A 16,329-nucleotide genomic window follows, 5' to 3' on the forward strand; every position below is an offset into this window, starting at 1 on the left:
TGTTGTCTATTTCGCTAAGCTAATCAGGTGATCGGCATAGACTTTTACGTCTTCCCAATCAGTGTAATCAATAACAGATTTAGGATCGGTTGGGCCATCGGTAATTTTCATGATTAGCTGGATCATCATTCTGTCGTACCAACGCCAAGATGGGTAGTCAACCTTACCTGCAATCACTTTAACATCTGTTGGTTTCCACGCTGACAGCTCTATAAACTTTTGCAGATACTTGTTGTTTTCAGGCACACGCTTCTCTGGATTACGCGCAACGACGTTAACACTGAAAAAGCTTGAGGCTTTTGCATTGAAATCAGCTTGGTGCTCAGCAACAAACTCAAATACCGACTTATGGTAACTGCCATAAAGTACGCAAGCACCTAGTGCGACCACATCATACTTGGCCCAGTCGAGGCCTTCAGCTTTTGCTTCACTAATATGCATCATGTCGCACTTATGCCCTTCACTAATAAGGTGATCGGCCATAGCGCGGCTAATTCTGGCTGTATGCCCGCCACGAGAATAATAAAGTACCAGAACTGATTTCATCTTGATTCCAATTGAAAATTTTCTATTGATGTATTGTTACAGCTAATCATAGATTTTAAAGGAGAATGGATCACAAATTAGGTATAGCTCATATTATCAACATCAAAAATTGAGATAACTGCGTTCCACAAGTATGATCCATAAGTAGATTGTTTTATAAGACCAACTCAATTAGAATAAACTAATTAAAGGCAATGGAGTAAGTAACCGTATGCAAAAAGAAATCGACGCCAGTGCAATGGTCACCAATGCTGAAAGTGCTGCAAAATGGCTTAAGGCTATCGCAAATCCATATCGATTAATGATTTTGTGCCTTTTACTGGATAAAGAGCTCAGCGTAACCGAGTTAAATAAAACCGTGCCGCTGAGCCAGTCTGCACTATCACAGCATTTAGCCGTATTGCGTTCTGAAGATTTAGTCGCGACTCGAAAAAGCTCACAAGTGGTGTACTACACATTGAAAAATGAGCAAGTCACTGAAGTGATCTCCATCTTGCATCGTAAATACTGCGCCTAATCGCTTTATAGTCCCGAATTTAGATGTAAAAAAGCCTGCATACTTGCAGGCTTTTTTGTTCCAAAATCGTGTTTAATCTAGCGCTCAGCAAATGCTTGGGCAAACTCATCCACTTTATTCCAGTCGGTAAATTCAAAGGTACCAGTCGTATCTGTGGGGCCTTTAGTCATCCACATAATAAAGCGGATCATCACCTTGTCGAAAAATCGATACTTAGGGTAGTCAATCTTACCTGCAAATACCCCTAACTGCTGTGGCTGCCAAAGCGATAGAGTGAGGAACTTCTGCATATACGGATTCGTTTCCGGAGTATTTTTTTCTGGCTTTCGAGCAACCACATTCACAGTAAAGAATGCATTTATCTTCGCATCCAGCACCGCATGATGACGATTAATAAACTGATAGAGTTCGGGCCTATGCTTACCATAACGAATGCTGGCAGCAATCAAGATTTTATCAAATTGTGCTAAACCTAAAGACTCTGCTTCATCGATTGAAGCTAAAGTCACCTTGGCATTCTGCGCTTGGTTAACCTTCTTGATCTGCTCACAAATTGCTTTCGTTTGGCCATCAACTGTCGAATAAATAATGAGTGTATTGTTCATTAACTTCCTACTATTTTCCGATTAAAACTCGGTATGACTAGACTAAAACAACGGTCAATGACCCGCTATATTTTGAATATACTACCCAATAGTTAACGCTAGCTTAGGCGAGTAGATTAAGGCAGCATCTTTACACTTTTTTAGTTTTTCCAAAAGGTCGGCGTAAACAAAATCAGCAAGGTGAACACCTCTAAGCGACCAAATAACATGGCAAACAGTAATACCCACTTTTCAGCATCACCAATACTGGCGTAGTTACTTGCCACCTCACCTAAGCCTGGTCCCAAGTTATTCAAACAAGCTGCCGTGGCACTAAAAGCGGTAATCGCATCCATCCCAAATGCCATGAGGATCAGCATGCAAACTACAAACACTAAAGCGTAAGCAGAGAAGAAGCCCCACACAGCATCAATAACTCTATCGGGTAGTGCGTTACCACTAATTCGAATTGAGAACATACCGCGGGGATGAACCAGACGCTTGAGTTCACGTGAGCCTTGAAGCAGCAGCAAAATCATACGAATAACTTTAATACCGCCGGCAGTAGAGCCACCGCTGCCGCCAATAAAGCTAGAGAAAATCAGCAAAATTGGCAGGAATAATGGCCAAGCATGGAAGCTCTCGGTACCAAACCCAGCAGTAGTTGAAATTGATACAGCCTGAAATAAGGCGTAATCAAAGGTTTCTTCGGCTGAGTCATAAATTCCTGAGCCGTACAATGTGATAAAACAGATAGCCGTTAATACCAACTGAATCGCAATCAACACCTTAAACTCGGCGTCCCGAAAGTAGACTCTTAAGTTAATGCCTCGGCGAGAAAAAGCGGCAAAGTGTAGACTGAAATTTAATGCCGCAATCAATAAAAACACCACACAAATCATATTGATTGTAGGGCTGTTAAAGTACCCCATGCTGGCGTCGTGAGTCGAAAAACCACCGATTGCAATAGTCGAGAAAGAGTGGCAAATGGCGTCGAAAGCATCCATACCAGCAAGCCAATAGGCAAAGGCGCAGGCCACTGTTAGCGCTAAGTAGATGTACCACAATGCCTTAGCGGTTTCGGCAATCCTCGGCGTCATCTTGCTGTCTTTAACAGGCCCTGGCATTTCTGCGCGGTAAAGCTGCATGCCTCCGACACCCAGTACGGGCAAAATGGCGACAGCTAATACAATAATTCCCATACCGCCCAGCCATTGCAGCAGGTGGCGATAGAATAAAATCGCCTTGGGCAAACTATCTAAACCAACAATGACCGTAGCACCTGTAGTGGTGAGTGCGGAGAAGGATTCGAAGAAGCTATCGGTTAAACTAAGAGAGGGCTGGCCAGAGAAAATAAAAGGCACGGCACCAATCGATCCAAGCACCACCCAGAATAGCACCACTAACAAAAAGCCTTCTCGGGTACGCAAGTCTTTACGATGAGCGCGGTTAGGATACCAAAGTGAGAACCCCAAAATCAGACAGAGTACGAAAGCCTGAATAAATGCCATACCGCCGCCATCTTTATAGATAACAGCGACTAAGGCTGGAGGTAGTAAAGATAAAGAAAACAGCCCCATTAACAAGCCAGTAATTCTTATAATTGTTCGATATTGCATTGGTATCCATCGCTAGCGCTTTACTCAAGCGCATTTTCGCATACTTATTAAAAAATGTTCACAACCGATTAGCAAGCTTGAATATTCTTACTACTCGATAATAAAAAATGATTTTATTGCTGGCTCATATAAAGTGGCACGATCCGCTCAGTTCTTGCATCTGCCTTTAAATTAGTCGTCAAATACCGCTTTTAACTGTCCCTTACTCATGGTCGCTAAATCAAGATTCAATGGATCCTTAAAACGCTTAGGAATAGCAAATTGAATCTCAATCTTGTCGCTAAACTGCTTATCTTCAACCAACACATCAAACTGCGCTAAAAGATGCTCAACATCCTTAAGCTGGTGATATTCGCATACCATCTTGCCTGGATAACGGATCTGCTTAATCTGGGTCTCAAGCTGAACAATAGCGTGTGTGATACCAGAACTATAGGCTCTCACCAAACCGCCAACGCCCAGTTTAGTTCCACCAAAGTAGCGAATAACAATCGCACCCAGTTCGCCTATGTTAGACCCCTGCAAAGCAGCCAACATAGGCCGACCAGCACTACCTGAAGGTTCACCATCATCACTTGAGCCAATATTGATACTGTCATTTGGGGCGCCGCCGACAAACGCGTAACAATAATGGTTAGCACCTGGGTATTCAACCTTTAAGTTAGTAAGTACACACTTAAGCTCTTTGACAGACTGGCAGTGAAACAGAAAAGAGATAAAGCGACTATGCTTTATCTCTTCTTCAATCAATAACTCTGCAGCAGGGATGAGATAACTTTCACTCAAAATATTTCTCTCAACTGATTACCCTAGGTCTTTTATCAGCAACTATCGCCCGTAATATGACGTAATGCTAACGGTTAAGGCCTAAGTTGCGCGTCATATTCTCGATACGGTCGCTATGAACAATCACGTTATCTTCAATACGAATACCGCCAAATGGGCGTAATGTATCCACTGTATTCCAGTTTATTTGTGATTGGCGCTTATCTTGTTTCAGTTCGCTCAATAGCGAATCGATAATATAAACACCAGGCTCAATAGTCAGCACCTGATTAACATCTAACTCTCGGGTACAGCGCAAGAATGGATGCGCATCTGGTGCCGCAACATGGGTTCCTCTATCATCACCGAGAAAGCCGCCCATATCATGAACCTGTACACCCAACATATGGCCTAATCCATGGGGGAAAAACACACTTGTGATCCCCTGTTCGACTAACCCATGAACATCGCCGCTGACAATATCAAAATCCAACAAGATCTGCGCTAACTTATAATGAGTTTCAACGTGCAATTGCGCATAGCTCACACCTGGCTTCATCAGATCAATGATCTGTAACTGCATATTGTCGATTGCGCTAATCAAATCATCGAAAATATTCTTCTCAAAGGCGTAGCTGCGAGTAATATCTGAAGCGTAACCATTGAAGTTAGCACCGGCGTCAATTAAAAATGAACGACGCTGTGCAGGTGCTGTATGTTCAAGAGCGGTGTAATGCAAAATAGCGGAGTTTTGGTTAAGTGCGACTATGCTGCTATAAGGCACTTGATTTTCACCTTGTGAAATTGCCGACAGATAAACCTGCAAGATCTCAAATTCACTAGCACCATTATAAAAAGCCGTTTTTGCCGCCTGATGCCCAGTCACCGCTATTTCGTTGGATTTACGCATACAAGCCAACTCATAATCCGTTTTGGTTGCCCGGTGATAATTAAGGTAGCTTAATACCGAGTCAGGATTACGTCGATTAAAGCCCAGTACATCAGCAACATCTAAATGTTCACCAATATAAGCCCATTCATCGATATCTGCGGGAAGGTATTCTGCAACTTTGTCCGCCTTAGTCAAAAACTTAATATCGACATGATCCGCCCAAAATTCAGTCGGTTCTTCAGCCACTTTGTGCCAAAAGTCGACCGGGCGATAAAAAATTAACAGTGGCTTGTCTGTGCCATTCACCACTAACCAGGAATTAGGGTTATCGGTTACTGGCAACCACGCCTTAAAGTGTGGGTTCACTTTAAATGGATAATCCATATCATCTAAAAATTGCCTATGAGGCTGACCTGAGTGGATGATTAAGCCCGATAAGTTTTCGCGAGAAATGATTTCACTAACACGACGATTTAGTTGTTGAATATGGTCGTGATAGAGATGCGCTAACTGTTCCATAAGGGTTACCCTATTGTTATTATTTTGCCAATTTTTCGACGTCGGCTCAGTCTAACACATAGCCAATTAAATTTTTTCGTCAAACACATGATTCGCTTTTAAGGCTAAACTTTAGCAGGGAAACCTGTATTGAAAAGCTAAACACCAAGCGAGTAAACTCATGATTTTTAAAAGTTATTCATTTTGGGCAACAAAAAACCAAACGACCGTTTAAATTGGGTGTTGTAATTTTTTGTGATTAGTCGCACACTGAGCAACAACTGGTCAAATGATGGCCTAGGCTGCTGTGACAAAGAAAGTCGCATTCAGATAATAAAATCATCAATGATCTGAATAGTGAACTTAAGCTATAAGGAAGCAAGCAATGATCTACCAAAGCCCTACAATTGAGGTTGAGTTACTCGAAGACAATATCGCGCACTTGTGCTTTAAAGCACAAGGGTCGGTTAACAAGCTAGACAGAGAAACCATCGATTCGTTAAATGCTGCACTCGACAGCATCAAACAAGATACGAGTATCCAAGCATTAATGCTAAGTTCAGCCAAAGATGCCTTTATCGTTGGCGCGGATATCACTGAGTTCTTAGGACTTTTCACTGAAGAAGATGCGGTTTTACATTCTTGGCTTGAGCAAGCTAACGATGTTTTCAACAAGCTAGAAGACCTGCCTTTCCCAACTATTTCAGCGATTAATGGTTTTGCACTAGGTGGCGGTTGCGAGACCGTTTTAGCAACAGACTTCCGTATAGCAGATACCACAGCACGTATTGGCCTACCTGAAACTAAACTAGGTATTATCCCTGGTTTTGGTGGCACGGTTCGCTTACCTCGCGTCATTGGGGCTGACAACGCACTTGAGTGGATCACTTCGGGCAAAGATCAACGCCCTGATGCCGCACTAAAAGTCGGTGCTATTGATGCAGTTGTTGCACCAGAGCAACTTAAATCTGCGGCAGTAAAAATGCTCAAAGATGCCCTAGCAGAGAAGCTAGATTGGCAGACTCGCCGCGCAAAAAAACAAGCGCCACTAACGCTACCAAAACTTGAAGCCATGATGTCTTTCGCAACGGCTAAAGGCATGGTCTTCAAAATTGCAGGCAAGCATTACCCAGCGCCAATGGCTGTTATTAGCGTTGTAGAGCAAGCAGCAAAGTGCGGCCGCGCAGAAGCATTGCAAATTGAACATCAAGCATTTGTAAAACTAGCCAAAACAGAAGTTGCACAAGCGCTCATTGGTATCTTCCTTAACGACCAGCTCGTAAAAGGTAAAGCCAAGAAAGCAGGCAAACTCGCCAAGAAGGTTAACTCGGCTGCGGTATTAGGCGCAGGCATCATGGGCGGCGGTATCGCATATCAAAGTGCTAGTAAAGGCACGCCAATTGTGATGAAAGACATTGCCCAACCGGCACTCGATTTAGGTTTAGGCGAAGCCGCTAAGCTACTTACCGCTCAAGTTAAGCGCGGGCGTTCAACGCCAGCCAAAATGGCTGCGGTATTGAACAATATCACTCCGGCACTCGACTACGCACCAGTAAAAGATGCAGATGTTATCGTAGAGGCCGTGGTTGAGCATCCAAAAGTTAAAGCTATGGTACTCGCTGAAGTTGAACAGCATGTCAGTGACGATGCCATTATCACCTCAAACACCTCGACTATCTCAATCAACCTCCTAGCGAAGAGCCTTAAAAAGCCTGAACGCTTCTGTGGTATGCACTTCTTTAATCCAGTGCACAAGATGCCGCTAGTTGAGGTCATTCGTGGCGAGAACAGCTCTGAAGAAACGGTTGCTTCAGTTGTGGCTTATGCTAGCAAGATGGGTAAAACACCCATCGTAGTTAATGACTGCCCTGGCTTCTTTGTAAACCGCGTACTGTTCCCTTACTTTGCTGGCTTTAGTGGTCTACTCGCTGATGGCGCTGATTTTGCGGCTATCGACAAGGTGATGGAAAAGCAGTTTGGTTGGCCAATGGGCCCGGCATACTTGCTTGACGTAGTCGGCCTAGATACCGGCCATCATGCACAAGCGGTTATGGCCGAAGGTTTCCCTGACCGCATGGGTAAGTCGGGTAAAGATGCTATTGATGTCATGTTCGAGGCAGAGCGTTTTGGCCAGAAGAACAACAAGGGCTTCTACCAGTACTCAGTAGATCGTCGCGGTAAGCCAAAGAAAGATTTAGACCCAACCAGCTATGAATTACTACAAGCTGAGTTTGGTGAGCAAAAAGCATTTGAGTCAGATGAGATCATCGCTCGTACTATGATCCCAATGATTATTGAGACAGTTCGCTGTCTTGAAGAAGGAATTATCGCTTCGCCTGCTGAAGCGGATATGGGCCTAGTCTATGGCCTTGGTTTCCCACCATTTAGAGGCGGTGTATTCCGTTACCTAGATACGATGGGTGTGGCTAACTTTGTGGCGCTAGCTGACAAATATGCACACTTAGGGGGTCTATACCAAGTAACCGACACTATGCGCGAACTAGCCGCCAATAATGGCAGCTACTACCAGCAGGCTTAAGCAGGAAGGATTAGAACAATGAAAAACGCCGTTATCGTAGATTGTATTCGTACTCCAATGGGCCGTTCAAAGGCGGGAGTATTTAGAAATGTACGCGCAGAAACCCTATCTGCAGAATTAATGAAGTCGCTGCTTGAGCGCAACCCAAAGCTTGACCCAAATACTATTGAAGATGTTATCTGGGGTTGTGTGCAGCAAACCTTAGAGCAAGGCTTTAATATCGCTCGTAATGCCGCCCTATTAGCTGGCATTCCAAAGCAAGTTGGCGCGGTTACCGTAAACCGTTTATGTGGCTCATCAATGGATGCATTGCACCAAGCCGCACGCGCGATTATGACAGGACAAGGCGATACCTTTATCGTTGGTGGTGTTGAGCATATGGGTCATGTACCAATGAACCATGGCGTCGACTTCCACCCAGGTCTGGCGAACAACGTAGCTAAAGCATCAGGTATGATGGGCCTTACTGCAGAAATGCTCGGTAAAATGCACGGTATTACTCGTGAGCAACAAGATGCCTTTGCAGTACGTTCACATCAACGTGCTCACGCAGCAACTGTTGAAGGCCGTTTCGCTAACGAGATTGTGGCGATTGAAGGTCATGACGCAGATGGCGCTTTGATTAAAGTTGAGCACGATGAAGTGATCCGTCCAGAAACGTCTATGGAATCACTATCGGGTTTACGCCCAGCTTTTGACCCTGTAAACGGTACGGTTACCGCAGGCACCTCTTCAGCACTCTCTGATGGTGCGTCGGCCATGCTAGTGATGGAAGAAGAGAAAGCCAAAGAATTAGGTCTACCTATTCGTGCACGCATTCGCTCAATGGCAATTGCGGGTTGTGACGCAGCAATCATGGGTTACGGCCCTGTTCCTGCCACGCAAAAAGCACTTAAACGTGCAGGTCTCACCGTTGATGACTTAGACGTTATCGAGCTTAACGAAGCCTTTGCAGCACAGTCTCTACCGTGCGTAAAAGACTTAGGCTTGATGGATGTGGTTGATGAAAAGATTAACCTTAACGGTGGCGCGATTGCACTCGGTCATCCGCTAGGCTGTTCAGGTACCCGCATATCAACAACGCTGATCAACCTGATGGAAGCTAAAGATGCTAAATATGGCCTTGCGACCATGTGTATTGGTTTAGGCCAAGGTATTGCTACTATCTTCGAGCGCCCATAAGGCATTCATCTGCGGATAGATAAAAGCCAGCTTACGCTGGCTTTTTTGTTGCTCCATTATAGCTCCAGTCTTCACTGATAAACGAAACATGCCACATCGCTTAGTTTCTTATACTGATTGCAATAATCAAATCACCTAGCCAACGTCCGGTCACTACCGTAATCTAAGGTTAGATTAAATACCCTGATACATAACTTAAGACATGACATGACATAACGCACCACCAAGGGCAGACATAGGACACGCGATGAAATTTATATTACTTGCTGACAATCCATCAGCCCTGCCACTTATAGCAAAGTGGTATAGCGATGAATGGGGACATATAGGAGAAGGCCGAACCACTAAAGAGATAGAGCTAAAACTCGGAAACTATCTGAACCGTGACAAACTGCCTTTGATCATCTTGGCGCAAGAGGGTGAACAGGTTATTGCTGCTGCACAGCTTCGCTACCATGAGATGGATATCTACCCGGAACGAGAGCACTGGCTCGGTGGTGTATATGTAGACCCTAACTATAGAAATAAACAAGTGGCTAAGTCTCTAGTAGAAGCTGTTATCGCCAAAGCTAACCAATTAGCTATCAAGAGTATAAACCTACAAACAGAGAACCAGTCTGGAGGCTTGTACCTAAAGCTCGGGTGGCAACCAGTAGAACAAGTGATTTATCACGGTATTAAGGTGCTGGTTATGGAAAAATTACTATAATTTAAAAAAGCGCAATCGCACGCCAATTAGGTAAACAAATGACCCCCGCTATCGACTTATTGGTAAAACACAAAATAGCCCATCAAGTTCACGAGTATCAACACGATCCAGCTTGCCACGCTTATGGCTTAGAAGCCGCCGAAAAAATTGGAGTGTCTCCCGAATTAGTATTTAAAACCTTGGTCGTTAAGCTAGATGCAAAGCAGCTGGCTGTGGCGATAATTCCTGTTGCGGAAAAGCTCAGCATGAAGGCTATAGCTAAAGCCACAAAAGCTAAGAAGGCTGTAATGGCTGAAGGCGTGGAAGTGCAGCGCAGTTCTGGCTATGTACTTGGTGGTGTCAGTCCTCTTGGGCAGAAAAGACAGCTGATAACCGTAATCGATGAGTCTGCAGCTTCGCTCGATAAGATGTTTGTTAGCGGTGGTCGTCGAGGGCTAGATATCGAATTAGCACCTGAAGATATCAAGCAGCTGCTAAAAGCGCAGTTTGCCCCTATCACTGCCTAAATGGCTCGTTTTAATTTGCAATGTTCCACGTGGAACATTGCAACCAATGAATAGCCCTGAGCTCACAAATTAACGCTAGACGCTTGGATAAACCAAGACGCTGGAGTAATATTAGCCACTTCTGTTTAATCGTTCAGCCGAGGAAATATGAACGAACTATTTAATGCCGCACAACATCAACTCGATGCTTTAGGCCTAAGATGCCCTGAACCGGTAATGATGGTGCGTAAATCAGTAAGACGCATGAATGAGGGCGAGACTTTACTTATTATTGCAGATGATCCTGCAACGACCCGTGATATCCCAAGTTTTTGCGAGTTTATGGATCACACATTAATCGCTAGCCAAACAGAAGCGACACCTTATCAATATCTGATAAAGAAAGGTCTTTAGCCATTAACTTACAAAGTAGATAAAAGGAATTATCATGGCATCATTAATTGGTATTGCATTTAAAACTGAAAAGCGTGGACCTATGATCACGGTCGAACAAGCCGAGGTCACCCAAGCCAAAGGTGTTGAAAACGACATCTTTGGTCGCCCAGGTAATCGCCAAGTTACAGTGATGTCTATTCAGCAATGGCAGCTCGCTTGCAATGAAATTGACAAACAACTTCCCTGGTTTACCCGCCGTGCAAATTTACTCATCAATGACATAAGTTTCTCTGCACAAGATGTCGGTAAGCAACTTGTCATTGGCAAACTTGTTTTGGAGATCACCGGCGAAACGGATCCCTGTAAGAAGATGGAACAAGCCTACCCTGGACTCGAAAAAGCGTTATTGCCAGATTGGCGTGGTGGCGTTACTTGCAGAGTTATCATCGGTTCTAATATCAAAATAGCTGACAACGTTGCATTGATATAGCCATGATTATAGCCGCCTATCTAAGCTATAACTGAGCAATACCCAGCTGCTCATAACAGCTATTGCCAAGCACCTATCCACCAATCTAAATCTATTAACTTACAATACTCACCTTATTCAATTGCACACTTAACCAATCAAACACCCCGCACACTCGACCGCTTCTTCCTTGTATTAACTTAACTAATTGAAACAGATTTTTTGTTTTACTGTTAAGCAAATTGTGCGATAACTGTTGCACGATTTAACGTCCAGTTAAGCACTATCACCAACAATTAAGAAGAGACACCTGAAGTCACACCTTTATAACGATAACAAGAATCATAGGATTAGCATGTTAAACAATAAGCTTACCCCCCTATATGCAGCTATTGCCCTTAGCTTCAGTACTCCAACAATTGCCGAAGAAGAGAAACAAGCCTGGCAAGTTAATGCACCAGCGAATGCCCCCTTAGAACAGGTAAAGATTGAAGTAAATGAAGGAACCTGGATGAACGTTAGTGTTAGCCCTGACGGTAAACATGTGGTGTTTGATCTGTTAGGTGATATTTATCAAATGCCTATTGCAGGTGGTGAAGCAACACCACTAGCTGAAGGTATCGCTTGGCAGATGCAGCCAGTTTACAGCCCTGACGGTAAATACATTGCCTTCACCTCTGATGAAGATGGTGGCGACAATATCTGGATCATGGAAGCTGATGGTAGCAACCCTCGCCCAGTAACCAAAGAAACCTTCCGTTTATTAAACAGTCCTGCCTGGAGCCCTGATGGGCAATATCTCGTCGCGCGTAAGCACTTTACTGGAAGTCGAAGCTTGGGTGCAGGTGAAGTATGGATGTATCACGTAGCAGGTGGTGATGGCGTCAAACTAACAGAACGTCCTAACGAACAGAAAGACTTAGGTGAACCCGCTTACTCTCCAGATGGTCGCTACATCTACTTCAGCCAAGATGCGACACCAGGTAAGACATTCCACTATTCAAAAGACTCAGTAAAAGGCATCTATAAGATAAAGCGTTACGATACTCAAACAGGTGATATCGAAGTGCTTATCCAGGGCACTGGCGGTGCCATTAGGCCTACACCTAGTCCAGATGGTAAAAAGCTTGCTTACATCAAGCGTGACGGTTTTCAGTCTTCACTATATCTACTCGACCTTAAGTCCGGTGAAACAGAAAAGCTATATGGCGACTTAGACCGTGACATGCAAGAAACCTGGGCTATTCATGGGGTATATCCAACCATGAGTTGGACTGCCGATAACGAAGAGATTGTGTTTTGGGCCAAGGGTAAAATCAACAAGCTTAAGGTTGAGTCTAAGTCGGTAGCGCAAATTCCATTTACGGTAAAAACTGAGCGCGCAGTTCAACCAGCGGTACGTTTCCAACAGGATCTCGATAAAGATGTGTTCGATGTGAAGATGCTGCGCATGGTTCAAGTATCACCAGATGGAAGCAAGGTGGCATTTGAAGCACTAGGTAAGATTTGGGTTAAGAGTTTACCCGATGGCAAAATGTCACGACTCACTAAGCTCGATAGTGAACTGCGAGAACTATTTCCACAATGGTCTCGTGATGGCAAGAGTGTTGTTTTCACCACTTGGGATGACCAAGAGCAAGGTACAGTGAGCCTAGCAAGCGTACGTAATAAGCGCGTAAAGGTACTCACCGAAGAGCCGGGGAAATATGTCGAACCCACCTTCTCTCCTGATGGTGAGACCGTGGTTTACCGTAAAGCCAAAGGCGGTTACATCACCCCGCGCACCTGGTCTCAAGAAACGGGCCTTTACCAAGTCGATATTGATGGTGATAACAATACTAAGATTACAGCCGAAGGATACCAACCACAGTTTGGTGCCGATAACGACCGCGTCTATTTTATGGAAAGCGGTGAAACACCACAGCTAGCTTCAATTGGCTTAAACGGTTTCGAGAAACGCGTGCATTACACCAGTAAGCATGCAACTGAGTTTAGAGTATCACCTGATGGTAAACAGTTAGCTTTTGCCGAACGCTTTAAAGTGTTCGTTACCCCCTTTGCCAAACACGGCGAAACAGTTCAGATTGGTCCCAAGGCGAGCAACCTTCCTGTTGAGCAGTTAAGTGTTCGTGCGGGTGAAAGTATTAGTTGGAACAACGACAGCGATCAACTGTATTGGACCCTTGGTCCTGAGTTGTATCAGGTGAATGTAGATACTCAATATAATGAACAGGCTGAAGATAACAAAGTTAAGCCAACGATTACCGATCTTGGTTTCACTCAAAAGGCCGATGTTCCACGTGGAACAATCGCCTTCGTTGGCGGCAACATCATCACCATGGAAAACGATCAAGTCATCGAAAATGGTACGGTTATCGTCAAAGATAACCATATTGTTAGCGTTGGCCCTGCCTCTGTAATTGATATTCCAGACGGTGCTAAAGTTATCGATATTAAAGGCAAAACTCTGATGCCTGGTTTATTCGATGCTCACGCTCACGGTGCTCAAGGGGAAAATGAAATCATCCCTCAACAAAACTGGGAGTTGTATTCAAACCTATCATTAGGTGTGACGGCGATTCATGATCCATCAAATGATACTACCGAAATCTTTGCCGCTTCAGAGCAACAGAAAGCCGGTAATATTGCAGGTCCGCGTATATTCTCAACCGGTACCATTTTATATGGTGCTAATGCGCCCGGTTACACTTCGCACATCGACTCGCTAGATGATGCAAAATTCCACCTAGAGCGCCTCAAGAAAGTCGGGGCTTTCAGTGTAAAGAGTTATAACCAGCCTCGTCGTAATCAACGCCAACAAGTTATTGCTGCAGCACGCGAGCTAGAGATGATGGTTGTACCTGAAGGCGGAAGCTTGCTGCAACACAACCTCACCATGATCGCCGATGGTCATACAGGTATTGAACACTCGCTACCAGCAGCCAATGTTTATAGCGATATAAAACAATTCTGGGGACAAACCGATGTGGGCTATACGCCAACACTCGTTGTCGCTTATGGCGGAATTTCAGGTGAGAACTATTGGTACGATAAGACAGATGTTTGGGCTCACCCACGTCTTTCTATGTATGTACCGTCGGATATTTTAGACGCCCGCTCCATGCGTCGCCCTACTGCACCCGATGAGCATTACAACCACTTCAATGTGGCTCGCGTTGCTAACGAGTTAAATGAAGTCGGCATCAAAGCGAATATCGGTGCCCATGGTCAACGTGAAGGTTTGGCCGCTCATTGGGAGATGTGGATGTTTGCTCAAGGCGGGATGAGTAATCTTGAGGTTCTAAAAACGGCCACCATCAACCCAGCGAAACACTTTGCAATGGATCACCAAATTGGTTCAATCAAGCAAGGTAAGCTAGCCGACTTAATCGTTATCGATGGTAATCCGCTAGAAGATATTCGCGTAACCGATCGAGTAACTTACACCATGGTTAACGGTAAACTGTTTAATGCAGAAACAATGGACCAATTAAATGGTGGTTCGAAAAATAGAGGTAAGCAGAGAGAAGCGTTCTTTTTTGAAGAATAAATTTCAATTTTTAATTTAAAATCTGAGTAACTTAGCTGTGGTTTTTTAAATTTGAGGGAAATTATTTTTTGATTCAAAAATTGCATTATTAGCCCAAAAGCTAACAATAAAAAAGGATGTTCCACGTGGAACATCCTTTATTCAAATGCCTTCATTAACTTTAGCTAATACATTATATTAAAACTTAGGGAATGGAACTCTTTACACATTAGGGAATAAAAACATGAGTACATATAGAGTAATTGCTTTAGCTATAGTTAGCGCTGCACTATCTATCATTGTCACAATACAGTTTATAAACTCAGCAGATACAACAACTCAAACCCCACAATTTACGACTGAAAAGACATTAACTCTAGAGAGCCAAAAAGAACCGGAAACAAATGCCGATAGCAACCGATTGAAACAAGAGGCAATCACGCAAAAACAACAACTTTCTACACAGCAGCCTGATAGCCTCAACAATCAATACACCAAACTCGTCGATGAGGCTTCGATAAATGCATTCTTTGTAAATGAACAAGGTACTCTTGATGGCGCGGCCTTGACCCATGTATTAACAGTCGGTATGGCAGATTTTATCGAGCAAACTTCTAGCGCAAACACAAATAGTGAGCTTGCGATTAATCGACAAGAAAAACTCAATCAGCAATTAATCGCCCTAAAAGACTTAGCTATCTATGAACAGCATACTGTCTGTTCTGGACGAATCTGCGCCCTGTCTCTTATCACTAACGAATTGACTGCAAAAAACAAAAAATTGATACAGGAGTTTGATAGCAATATTAGCTTTGTAAATACCTCTGAAAGTACAACGGGTGAAGTCGAGTTTAAAGCTATCTATTTGCACTCAGAAGACCCATCACAACTTCTGATGACACAGCCTTAAACGTTTAAGATATGAGTGTTATTTTTTATAACAAAAACAGTCCGTAGTGTGGTCATTGACCATGCCCACAGCCTGCATAAAGGCGTAGCAAATTGTCGGGCCGACAAAGTTGAACCCCATCTTTTTTAATGCCTTAGACAGGGCTTCAGATGCTGGAGTTTGTGCCGGCAATTCACTCATAGATGTAAAGTGGTTGACCTTGGGTGAACCATCAACAAAACCCCACAAAAATGCTGAGAAATCATTACCCTGTTCAACAAATTCAAGGTAGGCTTTTGCGTTTCTGATGATCGAGTTTACCTTTAAACGATTGCGTACAATTCCAGGATTAAGCAATAACTCTTCGACTTTTTTGGCATCGAATGTTGCGATTATTTTAGGGTCGAAATTGGCAAATGCCGCCTCATAATTTTGCTGTTTCTTGAGAATAGTAATCCAAGATAAACCCGCTTGCTGACCATCTAAACACAGCTTTTCAAACAGCTCTCTACTATCAAAAACCGGCCTTCCCCATACCTTGTCGTGGTATTCTTGATAGATGGGTTCAGCGCTAACCCAACCGCAACGCGTTACTTCCATAACCTTAATCCTAAATTTATCGTCAGTAAGATAAAAAATAACCTACATAAGCGTTATTCTACAAGGTATAATCGAAACCATTTTCTATTAAAGCTTCCAGGCAGTAGACA

15 protein-coding genes are annotated in these 16,329 nt (G+C 43.8%); 9 read left to right on the forward strand and 6 right to left on the reverse strand.

Going from position 1 to position 16,329, the window contains the following annotated elements; genetic code table 11:
• Positions 1–6: 6 nt before the first annotated feature.
• Positions 7–546, reverse strand: coding sequence for a menaquinone-dependent protoporphyrinogen IX dehydrogenase (hemG, locus tag ACVBIU_RS16280; protein ID WP_447164283.1), 540 nt, complete (start codon positions 544–546; stop codon positions 7–9).
• 211 nt (positions 547–757) lie between these two features.
• On the opposite strand from hemG (ACVBIU_RS16280), the gene ACVBIU_RS16285 reads away from it, so the two are divergent.
• Positions 758–1,063 carry an ArsR/SmtB family transcription factor gene (locus ACVBIU_RS16285; RefSeq protein WP_248472094.1) on the forward strand — a complete coding sequence of 102 codons (306 nt, stop codon included), beginning with the start codon at positions 758–760 and terminating at the stop codon, positions 1,061–1,063.
• A 77-nt stretch (positions 1,064–1,140) separates the two neighbouring features.
• Here ACVBIU_RS16285 and hemG (ACVBIU_RS16290) read toward each other — a convergent pair whose 3' ends face one another.
• From hemG (ACVBIU_RS16290) to pepQ, 4 genes are all read right to left on the reverse strand, one after another.
• Positions 1,141–1,668 carry a menaquinone-dependent protoporphyrinogen IX dehydrogenase gene (gene hemG, locus ACVBIU_RS16290; protein WP_447161656.1) on the reverse strand — a complete coding sequence of 176 codons (528 nt, stop codon included), beginning with the start codon at positions 1,666–1,668 and terminating at the stop codon, positions 1,141–1,143.
• Positions 1,669–1,808: 140 nt separating this feature from the next.
• A complete protein-coding gene (locus tag ACVBIU_RS16295; RefSeq protein WP_447161655.1) occupies positions 1,809–3,266 on the reverse strand; it encodes a TrkH family potassium uptake protein in 1,458 nt (485 codons plus the stop codon).
• Positions 3,267–3,437: 171 nt separating this feature from the next.
• The gene (locus ACVBIU_RS16300) at positions 3,438–4,052 is read right to left on the reverse strand and encodes a YigZ family protein (protein WP_447164284.1); all 615 of its coding nucleotides are present in this window, start codon (positions 4,050–4,052) and stop codon (positions 3,438–3,440) included.
• A gap of 67 nt (positions 4,053–4,119) precedes the next feature.
• Complete coding sequence (pepQ, locus tag ACVBIU_RS16305; RefSeq protein WP_447164285.1) at positions 4,120–5,442, reverse strand: Xaa-Pro dipeptidase; 1,323 nt, start codon at positions 5,440–5,442, stop codon at positions 4,120–4,122.
• 364 nt (positions 5,443–5,806) lie between these two features.
• On the opposite strand from pepQ, the gene fadB reads away from it, so the two are divergent.
• The 8 genes from fadB (at position 5,807) to ACVBIU_RS16345 (ending at position 15,640) form a co-directional block, all read left to right on the forward strand.
• Positions 5,807–7,960 (forward strand): fatty acid oxidation complex subunit alpha FadB, encoded by a 2,154-nt coding sequence (fadB, locus tag ACVBIU_RS16310; RefSeq protein WP_447161652.1) that lies wholly within the window; start codon positions 5,807–5,809, stop codon positions 7,958–7,960.
• 18 nt (positions 7,961–7,978) lie between these two features.
• Complete coding sequence (fadA, locus tag ACVBIU_RS16315) at positions 7,979–9,142, forward strand: acetyl-CoA C-acyltransferase FadA (RefSeq protein WP_447164286.1); 1,164 nt, start codon at positions 7,979–7,981, stop codon at positions 9,140–9,142.
• Between the two features lie 247 nt (positions 9,143–9,389).
• Positions 9,390–9,851, forward strand: a complete 462-nt coding sequence (locus tag ACVBIU_RS16320; RefSeq protein ID WP_447161650.1) for a GNAT family N-acetyltransferase — start codon at positions 9,390–9,392, stop codon at positions 9,849–9,851.
• A 38-nt stretch (positions 9,852–9,889) separates the two neighbouring features.
• A complete protein-coding gene (ybaK, locus tag ACVBIU_RS16325) occupies positions 9,890–10,357 on the forward strand; it encodes a Cys-tRNA(Pro) deacylase (protein WP_447164287.1) in 468 nt (155 codons plus the stop codon).
• Positions 10,358–10,504: 147 nt separating this feature from the next.
• Positions 10,505–10,750: a sulfurtransferase TusA gene (gene tusA, locus ACVBIU_RS16330; RefSeq protein ID WP_447161648.1), complete on the forward strand. Its 246-nt coding sequence runs from the start codon at positions 10,505–10,507 to the stop codon at positions 10,748–10,750.
• 34 nt (positions 10,751–10,784) lie between these two features.
• The gene (locus ACVBIU_RS16335; protein ID WP_447161647.1) at positions 10,785–11,222 is read left to right on the forward strand and encodes an MOSC domain-containing protein; all 438 of its coding nucleotides are present in this window, start codon (positions 10,785–10,787) and stop codon (positions 11,220–11,222) included.
• Between the two features lie 334 nt (positions 11,223–11,556).
• Positions 11,557–14,751 (forward strand): amidohydrolase family protein, encoded by a 3,195-nt coding sequence (locus tag ACVBIU_RS16340; RefSeq protein ID WP_447164288.1) that lies wholly within the window; start codon positions 11,557–11,559, stop codon positions 14,749–14,751.
• Positions 14,752–14,974: 223 nt separating this feature from the next.
• On the forward strand, positions 14,975–15,640 hold the full coding sequence (locus ACVBIU_RS16345; protein WP_447161645.1) for a hypothetical protein: 666 nt from the start codon (positions 14,975–14,977) through the stop codon (positions 15,638–15,640).
• Positions 15,641–15,658: 18 nt separating this feature from the next.
• Here the strand turns inward: ACVBIU_RS16345 and ACVBIU_RS16350 are convergent, their stop codons facing one another.
• A complete protein-coding gene (locus ACVBIU_RS16350; protein WP_447164289.1) occupies positions 15,659–16,219 on the reverse strand; it encodes a DNA-3-methyladenine glycosylase I in 561 nt (186 codons plus the stop codon).
• Positions 16,220–16,329 lie beyond the last annotated feature (110 nt).

It is taken from the genome of Shewanella sp. 30m-14 (genome assembly GCF_052977125.1).

Bases quoted from the DNA above. Each gene is read 5' to 3' on its own strand.
- ACVBIU_RS16350 (WP_447164289.1), bottom strand. From the start codon at position 16,219: ATGGAAGTAACGCGTTGCGGTTGGGTTAGCGCTGAACCCATCTATCAA.
- tusA (WP_447161648.1), top strand. From the start codon at position 10,505: ATGAACGAACTATTTAATGCCGCACAACATCAACTCGATGCTTTAGGC.
- ACVBIU_RS16340 (WP_447164288.1), top strand. From the start codon at position 11,557: ATGTTAAACAATAAGCTTACCCCCCTATATGCAGCTATTGCCCTTAGC.
- ACVBIU_RS16285 (WP_248472094.1), top strand. From the start codon at position 758: ATGCAAAAAGAAATCGACGCCAGTGCAATGGTCACCAATGCTGAAAGT.
- ACVBIU_RS16320 (WP_447161650.1), top strand. From the start codon at position 9,390: ATGAAATTTATATTACTTGCTGACAATCCATCAGCCCTGCCACTTATA.
- ACVBIU_RS16335 (WP_447161647.1), top strand. From the start codon at position 10,785: ATGGCATCATTAATTGGTATTGCATTTAAAACTGAAAAGCGTGGACCT.
- hemG (WP_447164283.1), bottom strand. From the start codon at position 546: ATGAAATCAGTTCTGGTACTTTATTATTCTCGTGGCGGGCATACAGCC.
- pepQ (WP_447164285.1), bottom strand. From the start codon at position 5,442: ATGGAACAGTTAGCGCATCTCTATCACGACCATATTCAACAACTAAAT.
- ACVBIU_RS16345 (WP_447161645.1), top strand. From the start codon at position 14,975: ATGAGTACATATAGAGTAATTGCTTTAGCTATAGTTAGCGCTGCACTA.
- hemG (WP_447161656.1), bottom strand. From the start codon at position 1,668: ATGAACAATACACTCATTATTTATTCGACAGTTGATGGCCAAACGAAA.
- ybaK (WP_447164287.1), top strand. From the start codon at position 9,890: ATGACCCCCGCTATCGACTTATTGGTAAAACACAAAATAGCCCATCAA.
- fadB (WP_447161652.1), top strand. From the start codon at position 5,807: ATGATCTACCAAAGCCCTACAATTGAGGTTGAGTTACTCGAAGACAAT.
- fadA (WP_447164286.1), top strand. From the start codon at position 7,979: ATGAAAAACGCCGTTATCGTAGATTGTATTCGTACTCCAATGGGCCGT.
- ACVBIU_RS16295 (WP_447161655.1), bottom strand. From the start codon at position 3,266: ATGCAATATCGAACAATTATAAGAATTACTGGCTTGTTAATGGGGCTG.